Genomic DNA, 15,153 nt, shown 5'->3' with positions numbered 1-15,153 from the left:
GACGCATTCGCAGCCCGGGAATCGCCATTGCCCAGATCCGCCACGGGACCTTCCATGTCTTCATTCCCCTCCAAGCCTTCCCGCCTTGCCTGCCACCATGCCGTTGCGGCGGCCATCGCGCTGCTGGCCGTGCAGCTTTCTCCAGCCGCGCTGGCACAGGCGGCGCCGGTCACGGCCGCCAGCACCGACTTCCACATTCCCGCCCAGCCGCTGGACCAGGCGCTGGCCCAACTGGCCCGCCAGGCTGGCCTGCAGCTGCTGGCCGCGCCTGAACTGGTGCAGGGCCGCCGTGCGCCCGCCGTGGAAGGGCGCCTGAGCACCGCCGCCGCCGTGGCCCGGCTGCTGCGCGGCAGCGGGCTGGAAGGCCATGTGAGCCAGGGCACGCTGGTGGTGGAAAAGCCCGCCGGCACCGTGGCCCTGCCCGAAGTCACGGTCTCCGCCGTGGGCGAGACCACGACCACCGAGGGCTCGGGCTCCTACACCACGGGACTGATGAGCACCTCGACCAAGCTGCCGCTGTCCATCCGCGAGACGCCCCAGTCCCTCACCGTGGTCACGCGCCAGAAGATGGACGACCAGGGCATGCTGTCCATCGACGACGTGGCCAACAGCGCCACCGGCATCACCATCAACCGCTGGAGCGACGACCGGGCGCGCTATTTCTCGCGCGGGTTCGTGATCGGCTCCTTCCTGCAGGACGGCGTGCCCGTCTCGTATGAAACCGACACCTCCACCTACGACACCATGGCCATGTACGACCACGTGGAAGTGGTGCGCGGCCCCACGGGGCTGATGACGGGCGTGGGCGACCCTTCGGGCACCATCAACTTCGTGCGCAAGCGCGCGCCGCGCACCACCCAGCGCTCGGTCACCCTGCGCGGCGGCAGCTGGAACCAGGCCGTGGGCGAGGTCGATGTGGGCGGCGCCCTCAACGAGGACGGCTCGGCGCGCGGGCGTGTGGTGGCCTCGGCCCAGTCGCGCGACCACTTCATCGATGGCTATAGCAGCCGCCGCCAGCTGCTGTACGGCACCGCCGAGTTCGACCTGGGCCGCGACACCATGCTGAGCGTGGGCGGCTCCTATGTGAACGAAGACAACCCCGGCTCGCAATGGATGGGCGTGCCCATGGGCTTCGATGGCTCCTTCCTCGACATTGCGCGATCCAGGCGTTTCTCGCCCTCCTGGAGCAAATGGGACAAGAAGGAGATCAGCCTGTTCGCCGACCTGGAGCACCGCTTCGACAACGGCTGGAAGGCCAGGCTGGCCGCGCGCGCCCTGCAGGCCAAGTCCGCGCTGGACGGCGCCTACCTGGTCTCGGGCGGCCTGGACGACCAGGGCCGCACGCGCTACGACGTGGCCGGCGGCCTCTACGACTACGACAGGCGCCAGCTCAGCCTCGATGCCTCGGCCCAGGGCCCCGTGCGCCTGTTCGGCCGCGAGCATGACCTGGCCTTCGGCGTCAGCCGCCGCACCATCCGCTGGAGCGACCAGGGCTACAGCTACCTGTCGCCCACGGGGGAATGGCTGATCGCCAATGGCGTCGATCCCTATACCTGGAACCCCGACTCGCTGGACCGCTCCGGCCTGCTGGCCGAAGACCTGTGGACGCGCCGCCAGAAGACCACGCTGACCTCGGCCTACGCCACGGGCCGCTTCCTGCTGGCCGAGCCACTGAACCTGATCGCCGGCACGCGCCTGGACTGGTACGACTTCACCAACGTCCAGCGCCAGGGCAGCTGGAGCCGGGAACGCGAATTCAGCGAGAAAGCCCATGCCACGCCCTATGCCGCGCTGACCTATGACATCAACAAGACCTACTCGGCCTATGCCAGCTACACCAGCATCTTCCGGCCGCAGGATTTTCTGGATGTCTCGGGCAGCATGCTGGCGCCGGTGGAGGGCCGCAATTTCGAGCTGGGCCTCAAGGGCAGCTACCTGGACGAGCGCGTGAACCTGGCCGTTGCCGTGTTCAAAACCACGCAGGACAACCTGCCCCAGGCCATCGCGGACATCAACTCCTGCACGGTGAAGACCAATTGCTACCGCTCCGTCGGCAAGGTCAGGAGCAAGGGGCTGGACGTGGACATTAGCGGTGAGATCCTGCCGCGCCTGAACGCCGGCCTTGGCTATACCTTCACCCAGGCCGAGATCGCCAGCGACAGCACCGAAGGCGCCAAGGGCGCGCCCTATGCCAGCTACACGCCGCGCCACCAGCTCAAGCTGTCGGCCATGTACCACCTGGGCGGCGAGCTGGGCGCATGGCGTGTGGGCGGCGGCCTGCGCTACCAGAGCCGCACCACGTCCGAGTCGCTGACCAGCGCCGAAGGCTATGCAATCCGCCAGTCCGCCTATGCCGTGGCCGACCTGGTCATCGGCTATCGGGTGAACCGGCAGCTGGACCTGCAGATGAACATCAGCAACCTGTTCGACCGCCGCTATTTCGAGACCCTGGGCACGAACAACGGCGGCAACTATTTCGGCGTGCCGCGCAGGCTGCTGCTGACGGCCAAATACCAGTTCTGAACCGCCCATGAAAATGCCCCGCCGGTGGCGGGGCATGGAAGAAAGTGTGAAGCGCGCCGATAAGCCGGATTCTGTGCACGCGGTTGCCCGCATGTGACCGCCATTAATCTGGGCCGGGCGTCGCCGCCCGGCTCGGTGCTACCTACCCGCACACTCCGGGGGCCCCGTCAACGTGTGCCTACTTGGTATTGCTGCGCGTAGAGATTGCCCGTTTCACCCGGGGACGCGTTCCGCGTCCCCGGGTGGCTATGGGGCCCAGGCTTTCGCCTGGGCGTCTGGCTTGCGCCATCCGTCGCCAGCTTGCGCTGGCACCCCATAGAACACCAAGTTGGCGGCACATGTCCCCGACTCGTCTCTGTTGCTCTGATCCTCACCTCACGGTGGACAGCCGTTAGCTGCTACGCTGCCCTGTGCAGTCCGGACGTTCCTCCAGTGCCGTGTTTCCACGATTGCACCAGCGGCGGTCTGGCGTGCTTCACGGGCGGCATTATCTCGCGGCTTGGGCCGGGCTGCAGGCAGATGGCGCAACAGCCTCACGGCGGCATGCAGAACTCGCGGCGGAATTGTTCGGGTGAGGTGCCGGCCTCGCGCTGGAACATGGCGATGAAGGCCGAGGGCGTGCTGTAGCCCAGGTCATAGGCGATCTGCTGCACGCTCAGGCCGGCCTCCAGCGCGTCGATGGCCAGCAGGTAGCGCATGCGCTGGCGCCATTCGCCCAGGCCCATGCCCAGCTCGCGCTGGCAGTGGCGCGCCAGGGTGCGCTCGGTCATGTGCACGCTGGCGGCCCATTGGGCCAGGCTGCGGTGGTCCTCGGGCGCAGCGCGCATGCGGGTCAGCACTTCGACCAGGGCCGGGTGTTCGGCGGCTGGCAGATAGCCGGGCTCCACGGGAACGGCCCGCAACTGGTCGTAGAGCACACGGGCCAGGCGCAGGTCGGCATCCGTGGCGGGAATGTGCACGTCGCGCACGGCAAAGTCGGCCAGGATGGCCTTGACGATGGCGCCGATGCGCATGGAGCACGGCTGCGCCGGCAGCTCCCTGCACAGCGCAGGCGCCAGGTAGACCGAGCGGTAGACCACGGCGTGCGCCACATGGCAGCTGTGCACCACGCCGGGCGGCACCCAGACGCCGTACTGCGGCGGCGAGACCCAGTGCTGGCCTGCCGTGTCCATGCACATGCTGCCGTGGGGCGTGTAGTTCAGGTGACCCCAGCTGTGGCTGTGCGGCGGCACCTCGGTGTCGGCGCCGAATTCGTCGTAGCGGAAGTAGTACTCGCCCGGCACATCCTCGACGTTCTGGATGTGCATGGGTTTGCTGGGACGGGGCATGGCGGATGGTCCGGGTTGCGCTATCGATTGTCCGAAACCAGGGATGCACTCCAAGTTGTGCATGGGTTTGCTGGGACGGGGCATGGCGGATGGTCCGGGTTGCGCTATCGATTGTCCGAAACCAGGGATGCACTCCAAGTCGGACAGAACGATCATAGGATCAGTCTTAGGAGTCTTCCAATGGGGTCTTACCTTTTCCCTTTGATCGCCGTGCTCATCTGGTCGGTCAATACCGTGGTCAGCAAGATGGCGGCCGACAGCATCGGCGCGGCCGAGATCGGTTTCTACCGCTGGCTGGTGGCGGCCGTGCTGTTCACGCCTTTCCTTTTGCCGTCCATCTGGCGCCAGCGCGCCGACATCCGGCCGCTGCTGCCACGCCTCATCGTGCTGGGGATGCTGGGCATGGTGATCTACCAGAGCCTGGCCTATTACGCGGCCCATATGACATCGGCCACGCACATGGGCCTGATCGGCTCGCTCACGCCCATGATGGTGCTGGGCCTGTCCACCGCCATGCTGGGCCAGGCGTTGAGCCGGGGCGCCGTGCTGGGCTGCGTGCTGGCGATTGCGGGCGTGGCCCTGGTGGTGTCTTCGGGGCAGCCTGCCACCTTGCTCACCCAGGGCCTCAATGGCGGCGATGCGCTGATGTTCGTGGCCATGCTGGCCTATGCGGTCTACAACATCCTGCTCAAGCGCTGGCCCATGCCGCGCCTGGCCACGGTGCAACTGCTGTACCTGCAGATCCTGGTGGCCGTGATCGCGCAGCTGCCGCTGTTCCTGATGGCGCCGCGCACGGGGCTGAACGCGACCAACCTGCCGCTGGTGGGCTTTGCGGGCATCATGGCCTCCATCGCCGCGCCGCTGCTGTGGATGATGTCGGTGGCGCGCATCGGCCCGGGCCGCTCCAGCATGTTCTTCAACCTGGTACCCATCTTCACGGCCGTGATCGCCTTCATGGCATTGGGTGAGCCCCTGGCGGCCTACCACGCCGTGGGCGGCGTGCTGACCATTGGCGGCCTGCTGCTGGCCGAGCTGTGGAAGCAGCCTTTGCGCGCACCGCGTGCCGCCGCCACCGCCTGAAAAATCAGGGTTTTCCCGAGCGCAAATGGTGCACGCATGCTGCATGCCGGTGCGGCGCCCGCACCAGCTCTGCCCATAAGAATTTGCATTCAGGCCTGCTCATAATTTCTTGTTGGACAGCCCTGTCCCGCCTTTCGATACTGCCGCCACAGGAACAGCTCCAGACGCCCGGCCGGTCCCACTGCAGACCCGCCAGCGCCTGAAGCCCCTGAGACACACGGGCCCCGCCCCGGTCCGTGTGCCCGCTGCACCGTCGAAGACAGGAGACACCCCATGAGCAGTCCGGCATCCGCCGCACATTCCCCCGCCCACGGCGCCGGCCAGGCATCGCCGCCCGACATGGACGCCACCTACCGCAAGATCGCCTGGCGCCTGATTCCCTTTCTGGTGCTGCTCTTCATCCTGGCGTGGATAGACCGCGTCAACGTCGGCTTCGCCAAGCTGCAGATGCTGGACGACCTGCAGTTCAGCGAGGCCATCTACGGCCTGGGTGCCGGCATCTTCTTCATCGGCTACTTTTTGTTCGAAGTGCCCAGCAACCTGCTGCTGGAGAAGATCGGCGCACGCAAGACGCTGGCGCGCATCACCATCCTGTGGGGCGCGGCCTCCATGGCCATGGCCTATGTGACCACGCCCACCATGTTCTACGTGCTGCGCTTCATCTTGGGCGTGGTGGAGGCCGGCTTCTTCCCCGGCGTGGTGCTGTACCTGACCTACTGGTTCCCGGCCCGCCACCGGGCGCGCGTCAACGGCCTGTTCATGACCTCGTTCGCCATTGCGGGCGCCGTGGGCGGCCCGATTGCGGGCGCCATCATGAACGGCATGCAGGGCGTGGGCCATCTGTCCAGCTGGCAGTGGCTGTTCATCCTGGAAGGCATTCCCTCGGTGATCGCCGGCTTCTTCGTGCTGCTGTACCTGCCCGAGAAGCCCGCCAACGCCAGGTGGCTGAGCCCGGCCGAGCAGCGCGCCGTGACAGCCGCCGTGGAGGCAGAGAACCAGGGCGGCCACAAGCATGTGTCCTTCCTGGACGCCTGCCGCAACTACCGCGTGTGGCTGTACGCTGCCGTGTATTTCTGCATCGTCAGCGGCAACGCCACCATTGCCTTCTGGTCGCCGTCCATCATCAAGGAGATCGGCATCCAGAACACGCTGCAGATCGGCCTGATCTCGGCCATTCCCTTCCTGGCCGGCACCCTGGCCATGGTCTGGAACGGCATGCATTCGGACAAGACCGGCGAGCGCCGCATGCACTGCGCCCTGTCCGCGCTGATCGCGGCGGCGGGCCTGATCCTCACGGGCCTGTTCCTGCACAACGCCGTGCTCGCCCTGTGCGCGCTGACGCTGGCCTCCATCGGCATCCTCGCGGCCTTTCCCGTGTTCTGGTCGATTCCTGCCGCCTTCCTGGCCGGCACGGCGGCGGCCGGCGGCATTGCGCTGATCAACTCCATCGGCAACCTGGCCGGCTTCGTGGCGCCCTACATGATCGGCGCGCTCAAGACCAGCACGGGGTCGCTGTCCTCGGGCCTGTACTTCGTGGCCGCGCTGGAATTCATGGCCGCCTTCCTGGTCGTGCTCTTCGTCAAGAAGCAGTGATGCCTGCGCGCGGCACCGCGCGCGCCACTGCCCCCTCCTCTTTCCCACCGGGGCCTGCGGCCCCGCCTTTTCCCTGGATCGCCTGCCATGCAACTGCAGTTCACCACCCCCGAGGGCCAGACCTTCGCCCCTGAATTCGACACCCTGATCGTCGCCGGCTGGGCCGGCCGCGACCGCGAGGCCATCGAGCACCACATCGAGGAGCTGGCCGCCATCGGCATCCCGCGCCCCAGCGCCGTGCCGCTGTACTACCGCATCTCCAGCAACCAGCTGAGCCAGCGCAGCGCGCTGCAGGTGCTGGGCGCGGACTCCTCGGGCGAGGTCGAGGTCTTCGTGTTCACGCACGAAGGCGAGATGTTCGTGAGCCTGGCCTCCGACCACACGGACCGCAAGCTCGAGGCCTACAGCGTGGCCTTTTCCAAGCAGGCCTGCGTCAAGCCCGTGGCCACCCAGGCCTGGCGCTTTGCCGACGTGGCCGGCCACTGGGATGAGCTGGTCGTGCGCTCGTGGATCGTGGAAGACGGCCGCGAGGTGCTCTACCAGGAAGGCACGCTGGCCAGCCTGCGCACGCCCCAGGACCTGATCGCAGGCTTCACGGGCGGCAAGGATCTGCTGCCCGCAGGCTGCGGCATGACCTGCGGCACGGTGGGCGCCATCGGTGGCATCCGCCCCTCGACGCAGTTCTCCATGGAGCTGTACGATCCCCGCAGCCGGCGTTCCATCCGCCACAGCTACCGCAGCGAACTGCTGGACGTCGTGGCCTGAGCCCCGACTCCGATCCGCCCACGCCCGCCTTCACCCACAGGACTTCCCACATGACCCAAGCCCTCCCCCTGCCCAGCCTGGAACTGGCATCACAGCGCCTGCATGGCGGCGAAACCACCTCGGTGCAGCTGACCGAGCAGGCCCTGGCCCGCACCATGTCGGGGGAAGGCCCCAAGGTGTTCACGCGCGTGTTCCAGGGCGCGGCCTTGGCCGAGGCCCGTGCCAGCGACGTGCTGCGTGCGGCCGGCCTGGCGCGCTCGCCCATCGAGGGCCTGCCGGTCTCGGTCAAGGACCTGTTCGACATCGCCGGCTTTCCCACGCTGGGCGGCTCGCGCCTGCTGGCCGACGCACCGCCCGCGCAGCGCACGGCCGAAGTGGTGCAGCGCCTGCGCCAGGCCGGCGCCGTCATCGTGGGCACGACCAACATGACCGAGTTCGCCTACTCGGGCCTGGGCATCAACCCGCACTACGGCACGCCGCGCAATCCCTGGCAGCGTGACGAGGGCGGCGGCCGCATCCCGGGCGGCTCGTCCTCGGGCGCGGCCATCTCGGTCACCGACGGCATGGCCATGGCGGCCATCGGCTCGGACACGGGCGGCTCGGTGCGCATTCCTTCGGCGCTGTGCGGGCTCACGGGCTTCAAGCCCACGGCCCGCCGCGTGAGCATGGAAGGCGTGCTGCCGCTGTCGGCCAATCTGGACTCCATCGGCCCGCTGGCGCCCAGCGTGCGCTGTTGCGCCACGCTGGATGCCATCCTCTCCGGCGAGCCGCTGGGCGAGCTGCATGCCGCGCCGCTGCAGGGCCTGCGCCTGCTGGCACCCACCAACGTGGTGCTGGACGGCATGGACGCCACCGTGGCCGCCGCCTGGGAGCGCGCCCTGTCCCTGCTGTCGCAGGCGGGCGCCCACATCACCCATGTCGTGGTCGCGCCCTTCGGCGAGCTGGCCGACATCAATTCCAAGGGCGGCTTCACGGCCGCCGAGGCCTGGGCCTGGCACCGCCACCACATCGCCACACGCCTGTCCGAGTACGACCCTCGCGTGGGCACGCGCATCCTGCGCGGCAAGGACATCAGCGCGGCCGACTACATCGACCTGCTGGCACGCCGCAGGCAGTGGATTGCCGCCGTCAGCGCCCAGATGGCCGACCATGACCTGATCGTCATGCCCACCGTGCCCGTGGTCGCCCCGAAGATCGCCGACCTCACGCAGAGCGACGAGGCCTACTTCGGCGCCAACGGCCTGATCCTGCGCAACCCCACGCTGATCAACTTCCTCGACGGCTGCGCCATCTCCCTGCCCTGCCACCGCGCAGGCGAGGCGCCCGTGGGCCTGAGCCTGGCCGGTCTCGGCGGGCAGGACCGGCGACTGCTGTCCGTGGCCCTGGCCGTGGAGCAGCTGCTGGCTTCGGCGCAGGGCTGATCGACCAGGCGGCCTCGGGCCTAGCCGCCCAGGCCGCTGCCCGGCAGCCGCGCCACGGCCTGGCCGTGGTTCAGCGCAAAGGCGGCAGCGGTCTCCTCGGCCGCGCGCGCCACCACTTCGGTCAGCGGGTTCTGGTGGTCATTGCGAAAGCAGGCCACCAGCGGCAGCGAGGGAAACTCCCGGTCCACGCGCAGCAGGCGCAGGCGCTGCTCGGCCAGCTCGCGCTGGATGATGGCCGGCGGCACGGCGGCCACGCCCAGGCCGTCGCAGACCACGCGGATCATGGTCGCCACCGAGGCGATGCAGTTCAGGTGCACCGAGGCGCTGCTTTCGGTGGAGAACAACTGCTCGATCACCGCATACGGCTCGGAGCCGCGCGCAAAGCACATGATGGGAAAGGCCGCCAGCTCGGCCAGGCTCAGGGTCTCGTCGCCAATGCCCAGCTTGGGGCTGCCCACCCAGGCCATGGGAAATTCACCCAGCGACAGATGGCCCACGCCGGCCGCCGTCACGGGCTTGGCCTGCAGCGACAGGTCCAGCTGGCCCTTCACCAATTGCTCGGACATGTGCAGCGTGGTGTCGCAGGCGATCTCCACCTGCAGGCGCGGATAGCGCTGCTGCAGCAGCGCCAGGAAATCGGGAAACCAGCTGTGCACGATGGACTCGATGGCGCCGATGCGGATCACGCCGGCATAGGCCTGCTTGTCCAGCATGTCCTCGCGCATCTCGCGCATGAGGCGCAGCATGCGCTCGGCATGGACCAGGGCCTTGGCGCCGTCGGCCGTCAGCGTGACCTCGCGCACGCCACGGTCGAACAGGCGCACGCCGAACTCCTGCTCCAGCGTGGCGATGCGGCTGGAGACGGCGGCCTGCGTGGTGTACAGCCGCTCGGCCGTCAGGCGGAAATTGCGCAACTCGGCCAGCAAGACAAAGGTTTCCAGGAACCGTAGATTCATGCGGCGATGTTAGCCGTCCAGGCCATATCGATATAGCCCATGCATAGAACAGCTGCGTGCACAATGAATGCCTGGTTTTCGCGCAGCGTCTGCGCGCCACCCCCGACTGTCCAACCACCACCCCAACTCGCGGAGGTCCGATGAGAGCTGACAACATCCTGCAAACGATTGGCAACACGCCCCATGTGCGCATCAACCGCCTGTTCGGCGCCGGTGCCAATGTGTGGATCAAGTCCGAGCGCGGCAACCCCGGCGGCTCCATCAAGGACCGCATCGCGCTGGCCATGGTCGAGGACGCCGAGAAGTCCGGCGCCCTGCAGCCCGGCGGCACCATCATCGAGCCCACCAGCGGCAACACCGGCGTCGGCCTGGCCCTGGTGGCCGCCGTCAAGGGCTACAAGCTGGTGCTGGTCATGCCCGAGAGCATGAGCATCGAACGCCGCCGCCTGATGCTGGCCTACGGCGCCAGCTTCGACCTCACGCCCAAGGAAAAGGGCATGAAGGGCGCCATCGCCCGCGCCCAGGAACTGGCCAGCCAGACGCCCGGCGCCTGGATTCCCCAGCAGTTCGAGAACCCCGCCAACATCGATGTGCATGTGCGCACCACGGCCCAGGAAATCCTGGCCGACTTCCCCGAAGGCCTGGATGTGCTGATCACCGGCGTGGGCACGGGCGGCCACCTGACCGGCGTGGCCCGGGTGCTCAAGGCCAGGTTCCCCCAGCTCAAGGTCTTTGCCGTGGAGCCTGCCGCCTCGCCCGTGATCTCGGGCGGCCAGCCCTCGCCCCACCCCATCCAGGGCATTGGCGCAGGCTTCGTGCCCAAGAACCTGGACACCAGCCTGCTGGACGGCGTGATCCAGGTCGAGGCCGAACCCGCGCGCGAGTACGCACGCCGCTCGGCCCGCGAGGAAGGCATCCTGGTCGGCATCTCCTCGGGCGCCACCCTGGCCGCCATCGCGCAAAAGCTGCCCGAGCTGCCCGCAGGCGCCAAGGTGCTGGGCTTCAACTACGACACGGGCGAGCGCTACCTGTCGGTGGAAGGCTTCCTGCCGGCCTGACGGCGGCAAGCCCCGTCCGCTGCAGTGCACTGCAGCATGAAACACAAGGCCTCGCAAGAGGCCTTTTTTGTTGCCGCCAGCGGGATGCTGCATTCCCCATTCGCGCACAACGAAGCGGCCCCGGACGCGGACAATCTTCCCCACGGCGCGGTGTTCCCCCTGCACTGAAATCCGGGCGCGAATTCTGGCGTAGGACAGTTGTGTGGAGATTTCTTACAAAACATGTTGCGGCCCAAGGTCATGCTGAACGGGCATCGGGCAAACCCGACTCTGGCCTACGATGGTCTGACCAAGGAGTAAAAAAATCTTGTTCGGTTTCTTTGAAAAACGCGTTCCGCCCTATCCCAGCGTCGAGCCCACGGTCCCGCCCAAGGGCTTTTTCGCCTTCATCTGGGCCTGCACGCAAGGCATGCGCGGCTGGATCGCGCTGCTGACCTGCACCTCGGCGCTGCTGGCCGTCTACGAGGCGGCGCTGTTCGCCCTCATGGGCCATGTGGTGGACTGGTTGTCCACGGTGTCGCCGGCCGGTTTCTGGGCAGAGCAGCGCGGCACGGTGTGGGGCATTGCCGCCGTCCTGCTGTCCAGCGTGCTGTTGCTGGCCTTTCACACGGCGGTGATGCACCAGGTGCTGGCCATCAACTTCCCGATGCGGCTGCGCTGGGTGTTCCACCGGCTGATGCTGGGCCAGAGCATGTCGTTCTATGCCGACGAGTTCGCGGGCCGCATCACCACCAAGATCATGCAGACCGCGCTGTCGGTGCGCGAAGTGGTGTTCATGGTGGTCGATGTGCTGGTGGGCGTGAGCGTCTACATGATCGGTATCCTGATCCTGGCGGCCAGCTTCGAGTGGCGGCTGATGATTCCGTTTGCGCTGTGGCTGGCCGCCTATATCGGCGCCTGCTGCTACTTCGTTCCGCGCCTGGGCAAGATCGGCAAGGAGCAGGCCGATGCACGCTCCATGATGACGGGCCGCGTGACCGATGCCTACACCAACATCGCCACCGTCAAGCTGTTCGCCCACACGCGCCGCGAGGCCGAGTACGCGCGCAACGCCATGGAGGCCTTCAAGTCCACGGGCTATGCGCAGATGCGGCTGGTCAGCCAGTTCGAGATCGTCAACCACCTGATGATCACGATGCTGCTGGTGGGCTCGGCGGGCACGGCGCTGTACCTGTGGTCTGCCGGCCAGGCCAGCGCGGGCGTGGTGGCAGCGGTGATTGCCATGGCGCTGCGGCTGATGGGCTATTCGCACTGGGTGATGTGGCAGATGACGGGCCTGTTCGAGAACGTGGGCACCATCCAGGACGGCATCCTCACGCTGACCAAGCCGCGCACCATCGTGGATGCGCCCGACGCCAGGCCGCTGCAGGTCACGCACGGCGCCATCGCCTTCGAGGACCTGAGCTTTGCCTACAAGGACGGCGGCAAGCAGGTGATCGACCACCTGAACCTGCACATCCGCGCCGGCGAGCGCATCGGCCTGATCGGCCGCTCGGGCGCGGGCAAGTCCACGCTGGTGAACCTGCTGCTGCGCTTCCATGAGCCCCAGGGCGGGCGCATCACCATCGACGGCCAGGACATCCGCACCGTCACGCAGGACAGCCTGCGCGGCGCCGTGGGCATGGTCACGCAGGACACCTCGCTGCTGCACCGCTCCATGCGCGACAACATCCTCTACGGCCGCCCCGACGCGACCGAGCAGGAGATGCTCGCCGCCGCGGACAAGGCCGAGGCCTCGGACTTCATCGCCACGCTGACCGACCTCAAGGGCCGTGGCGGCTATGACGCCCAGGTGGGCGAGCGCGGCGTCAAGCTGTCGGGTGGCCAGCGCCAGCGCGTGGCGATTGCGCGCGTCATGCTCAAGGACGCGCCCATCCTGCTGCTGGACGAGGCCACCAGCGCGCTGGACAGCGAGGTCGAGGCCGCCATCCAGCAAAGCCTGGACAGCCTCATGCACGGCAAGACCGTGATCGCCATCGCCCACCGCCTGTCGACCATCGCGGCCATGGACCGGCTCATCGTCATGGACCAGGGCCACATCGTCGAGCAGGGCACGCACCAGCAACTGCTGGAGCTGGGCGGCATCTACGCCAAGCTGTGGTCGCACCAGAGCGGCGGCTTCCTCGCAGAGCAGGGCTCGGAAGCTGCCAACGCCAACGGCTAGACGCTCGCCAGATCCCGGTCCAGCTGCGTATGCAAGGTGTAGCGGCTGGCCGGGTGCAAGGTCACGCTGAGGTCCATCAACTCCCCATCGGTATCCAGGTAGCGGCGCACGATCTTCAGCGCCGCTGACCCTGCCGGGGCCTGCAATTCCTCCGACAGCGCATCCGGAATGAGCGCCCCCACCACGGCCTGCCGCACCCGCGCGATGCGCAGGCCGTATTGCTGCTCCAGCAGGCTGCTGACCAGCATCTCGGGCGCGGCGCGCACGCGCTCGGCCAGTTCCTGCGTGTCAAAGCGCTGCGCATCCACATAGACCACGGTCCAGGCAATGGGCAGGTGCGGCGCGGCGCCGTCGCGGCGCAGGCTGCAGATGGCCAGCCAGCGGCTGCCGGCCGGGCAGTCCAGTTCGGCGGCCAGGTCCTGGTCCAGCACCACCTCCTCGATGCGCCGCACCTCGCGCACATGGGTGGCGCCGAACTGCACCAGGTCTTCCAGCGAGGTCAGCGCCTGGCGGTAGTGCGCATGGGGCTGCGCCGCCTCCACGCGCGTGCCCACCTTCTTGCGCCGCGATACCAGCCCCGACTGCTGCAGCTCGGCAATCGCCGCGCGCACGGTGTGGCGGCTCACGCCATAGCGGTCGCACAGCTCCAGCTCGGTGGGCAGCAGGGCGCCCACGGCGTATTCGCCCGAGGCAATGCGCTCGGACAGGTCGCGCGCCACCTGGGCATAGCGTGTCTCAGCCATGGGCGCAGGCCCTCACCCCAGGCAAACCCGGATGTTCGTAATGTACGTACATAAATAAAAATAACGATATGTCCGAACTTAATCGCAATTGCGCATCATGACCCTTCCGTCCTTCACCTCCAGCACCGCCATCGATTCGCTGCTGTTCCGCGACGCCTTCGGCACCCCCGCCATGCGCGCCATCTTCGCCGACAGCGCGCTGGTGTCGCGCTACATCGAGGTCGAGGTCGCGCTGGCGCGCGCCCAGGGCCGCTGCGGCGTGATTCCGGCCGAGGCCGCACACGAGATCGCGCAGCGCTGCAGCCTCGACGCGCTGGACTTCGAGCTGCTGCGCAAGGAAACCGACATTGTCGGCTACCCCATCCTGCCGCTGGTGCACCAGCTGGTGAAACAGTGCGGCGAGGCAGGCCGCTACATCCACTGGGGCGCTACCACCCAGGACATCATGGACACGGCCACCGTGCTGCAGGTGCGCGATGCGCTGGACCTGGTCGATGCCGACATCGCCGCGCTGCGCACCATCCTGGCCGACCTGGCAGAACGCCACCGCGACACGCCCATGGCCGGCCGCACGCACCTGCAGCACGCCCTGCCCATCACCTTCGGCTACAAGGCCGCCATCTGGCTGGCCATGTTCGACCGCCATGCCCAGCGCCTGCAGGAACTGCGCCCGCGCGTGCTGGTGGGCCAGTTCGCGGGGGCGGCAGGCACGCTGGCCTCGCTGAGCGGCCGGGGCCTGGAAGTGCAGCAATTGCTGATGGAAGAACTGGGCCTGGGCGTGCCCGCCACCACCTGGCATGTGGCGCGCGACGGCCTGGCCGAAGCGGTGAATTTCCTGGCCCTGGTCACCGGCTCGCTGGGCAAGATCGCCTACGACGTGATGCTGCTGTCCTCCACCGAGTTCGGCGAGGTGTTCGAGCCCTTCGTCACGGGGCGCGGCGCCAGCAGCACCATGCCGCAAAAGCGCAACGCCATCTCCAGCGAGCTGATGCTGGCCGCCTCCAAGGCCGTGCGCCAGCATGCGGGCCTGATGCTGGACGCCATGGTCCAGGACCTGGAGCGCGCCACCGGCCCCTGGCACGCCGAATGGGTGGCCCTGCCCGAGAGCTTCGTGCTCTCGGCCGGCGCCCTGCACCAGGCGCGCTTCATGCTGGGCGGCCTCATCGTCGATCCCGAACGCATGGCCCGCAACCTGGACATGACCGACGGCCTGATCGTGGCCGAGGCCGTGATGATGGGCCTGGCCCCGCACACGGGCCGCCAGCAGGCGCACGACATCGTCTATGCCGCCTGCCGCAGCGTCAACGCCGAGGGCGGCACGCTGGCCGATGCGCTGGCCCGCCTGCCCGAAGTCACGGCCCATTTCGACCGCGCGGCGCTGCAGCGCCTCACCGACCCGCGCAACTACCTGGGCGAGGCCCCGCAGATGGTGGACCGCGCCCTTGCGCTGTCGCGCGCCCATACAGCCAGCGGCCGCTGACATCCCGGCCCAGGACAGAACACAGCACTACAGGAGACAACA

At 67.9% G+C, this 15,153-nt stretch carries 12 protein-coding genes and 1 other RNA gene; 9 read left to right on the top strand and 4 right to left on the bottom strand.

The window, feature by feature from the left end; translation table 11 throughout:
- Positions 1-54: 54 nt before the first annotated feature.
- Complete coding sequence (locus DACI_RS07270) at positions 55-2,523, top strand: TonB-dependent siderophore receptor (RefSeq protein ID WP_012203379.1); 2,469 nt, start codon at positions 55-57, stop codon at positions 2,521-2,523.
- A gap of 44 nt (positions 2,524-2,567) precedes the next feature.
- Here DACI_RS07270 and rnpB read toward each other — a convergent pair.
- Together rnpB and DACI_RS07265 are read right to left on the bottom strand one after the other, a co-directional pair.
- Positions 2,568-3,000: RNase P RNA component class A (rnpB, locus tag DACI_RS30850), an RNA gene on the bottom strand.
- A 56-nt stretch (positions 3,001-3,056) separates the two neighbouring features.
- Positions 3,057-3,851: an AraC family transcriptional regulator gene (locus DACI_RS07265; RefSeq protein WP_043780839.1), complete on the bottom strand. Its 795-nt coding sequence runs from the start codon at positions 3,849-3,851 to the stop codon at positions 3,057-3,059.
- A gap of 180 nt (positions 3,852-4,031) precedes the next feature.
- Here DACI_RS07265 and DACI_RS07260 point away from each other — a divergent pair, with 180 nt between their 5' ends.
- The 4 genes from DACI_RS07260 to DACI_RS07245 all read left to right on the top strand — a co-directional run bounded on the left by DACI_RS07260 (position 4,032) and on the right by DACI_RS07245 (position 8,710).
- Positions 4,032-4,931, top strand: coding sequence for a DMT family transporter (locus tag DACI_RS07260; protein ID WP_012203377.1), 900 nt, complete (start codon positions 4,032-4,034; stop codon positions 4,929-4,931).
- Between the two features lie 273 nt (positions 4,932-5,204).
- Positions 5,205-6,524 carry an MFS transporter gene (locus DACI_RS07255; RefSeq protein ID WP_012203376.1) on the top strand — a complete coding sequence of 440 codons (1,320 nt, stop codon included), beginning with the start codon at positions 5,205-5,207 and terminating at the stop codon, positions 6,522-6,524.
- Between the two features lie 87 nt (positions 6,525-6,611).
- The gene (locus tag DACI_RS07250; protein ID WP_012203375.1) at positions 6,612-7,289 is read left to right on the top strand and encodes a DUF2848 domain-containing protein; all 678 of its coding nucleotides are present in this window, start codon (positions 6,612-6,614) and stop codon (positions 7,287-7,289) included.
- Between the two features lie 50 nt (positions 7,290-7,339).
- Positions 7,340-8,710, top strand: coding sequence for an amidase (locus DACI_RS07245; RefSeq protein ID WP_012203374.1), 1,371 nt, complete (start codon positions 7,340-7,342; stop codon positions 8,708-8,710).
- 20 nt (positions 8,711-8,730) lie between these two features.
- Here DACI_RS07245 and DACI_RS07240 read toward each other — a convergent pair whose 3' ends face one another.
- A complete protein-coding gene (locus tag DACI_RS07240; RefSeq protein WP_012203373.1) occupies positions 8,731-9,666 on the bottom strand; it encodes a LysR family transcriptional regulator in 936 nt (311 codons plus the stop codon).
- A 140-nt stretch (positions 9,667-9,806) separates the two neighbouring features.
- Between DACI_RS07240 and cysK the strand changes: the two genes are divergently transcribed.
- The 3 genes from cysK (at position 9,807) to DACI_RS07230 (ending at position 12,888) form a co-directional block, all read left to right on the top strand.
- Positions 9,807-10,724, top strand: a complete 918-nt coding sequence (gene cysK, locus DACI_RS07235; RefSeq protein ID WP_012203372.1) for a cysteine synthase A — start codon at positions 9,807-9,809, stop codon at positions 10,722-10,724.
- A 36-nt stretch (positions 10,725-10,760) separates the two neighbouring features.
- Complete coding sequence (locus DACI_RS32695; protein WP_013804127.1) at positions 10,761-10,892, top strand: hypothetical protein; 132 nt, start codon at positions 10,761-10,763, stop codon at positions 10,890-10,892.
- A gap of 139 nt (positions 10,893-11,031) precedes the next feature.
- A complete protein-coding gene (locus tag DACI_RS07230) occupies positions 11,032-12,888 on the top strand; it encodes an ABC transporter ATP-binding protein (protein ID WP_012203371.1) in 1,857 nt (618 codons plus the stop codon).
- Here the strand turns inward: DACI_RS07230 and DACI_RS07225 are convergent.
- A complete protein-coding gene (locus DACI_RS07225; RefSeq protein ID WP_012203370.1) occupies positions 12,885-13,631 on the bottom strand; it encodes a GntR family transcriptional regulator in 747 nt (248 codons plus the stop codon). The genes DACI_RS07230 and DACI_RS07225 overlap by 4 nt on opposite strands.
- A 97-nt stretch (positions 13,632-13,728) precedes the next feature.
- On the opposite strand from DACI_RS07225, the gene pcaB reads away from it, so the two are divergent.
- On the top strand, positions 13,729-15,111 hold the full coding sequence (pcaB, locus tag DACI_RS07220) for a 3-carboxy-cis,cis-muconate cycloisomerase (protein WP_012203369.1): 1,383 nt from the start codon (positions 13,729-13,731) through the stop codon (positions 15,109-15,111).
- Positions 15,112-15,153: the final 42 nt, after the last annotated feature.

It is taken from the genome of Delftia acidovorans SPH-1 (genome assembly GCF_000018665.1).
Classification (GTDB): Bacteria; Pseudomonadota; Gammaproteobacteria; order Burkholderiales; family Burkholderiaceae_C; genus Comamonas; species Comamonas acidovorans.
This window is presented reverse-complemented; position numbering and strand designations above follow the sequence as displayed.

What these genes read in the sequence shown, in the direction of transcription:
- DACI_RS07270 (WP_012203379.1), top strand. Translation starts at nt 55, where the DNA reads ATGTCTTCATTCCCCTCCAAGCCTTCCCGCCTTGCCTGCCACCATGCC.
- DACI_RS07265 (WP_043780839.1), bottom strand. Translation starts at nt 3,851, where the DNA reads ATGCCCCGTCCCAGCAAACCCATGCACATCCAGAACGTCGAGGATGTG.
- DACI_RS07260 (WP_012203377.1), top strand. Translation starts at nt 4,032, where the DNA reads ATGGGGTCTTACCTTTTCCCTTTGATCGCCGTGCTCATCTGGTCGGTC.
- DACI_RS07255 (WP_012203376.1), top strand. Translation starts at nt 5,205, where the DNA reads ATGAGCAGTCCGGCATCCGCCGCACATTCCCCCGCCCACGGCGCCGGC.
- DACI_RS07250 (WP_012203375.1), top strand. Translation starts at nt 6,612, where the DNA reads ATGCAACTGCAGTTCACCACCCCCGAGGGCCAGACCTTCGCCCCTGAA.
- DACI_RS07245 (WP_012203374.1), top strand. Translation starts at nt 7,340, where the DNA reads ATGACCCAAGCCCTCCCCCTGCCCAGCCTGGAACTGGCATCACAGCGC.
- DACI_RS07240 (WP_012203373.1), bottom strand. Translation starts at nt 9,666, where the DNA reads ATGAATCTACGGTTCCTGGAAACCTTTGTCTTGCTGGCCGAGTTGCGC.
- cysK (WP_012203372.1), top strand. Translation starts at nt 9,807, where the DNA reads ATGAGAGCTGACAACATCCTGCAAACGATTGGCAACACGCCCCATGTG.
- DACI_RS32695 (WP_013804127.1), top strand. Translation starts at nt 10,761, where the DNA reads ATGAAACACAAGGCCTCGCAAGAGGCCTTTTTTGTTGCCGCCAGCGGG.
- DACI_RS07225 (WP_012203370.1), bottom strand. Translation starts at nt 13,631, where the DNA reads ATGGCTGAGACACGCTATGCCCAGGTGGCGCGCGACCTGTCCGAGCGC.
- pcaB (WP_012203369.1), top strand. Translation starts at nt 13,729, where the DNA reads ATGACCCTTCCGTCCTTCACCTCCAGCACCGCCATCGATTCGCTGCTG.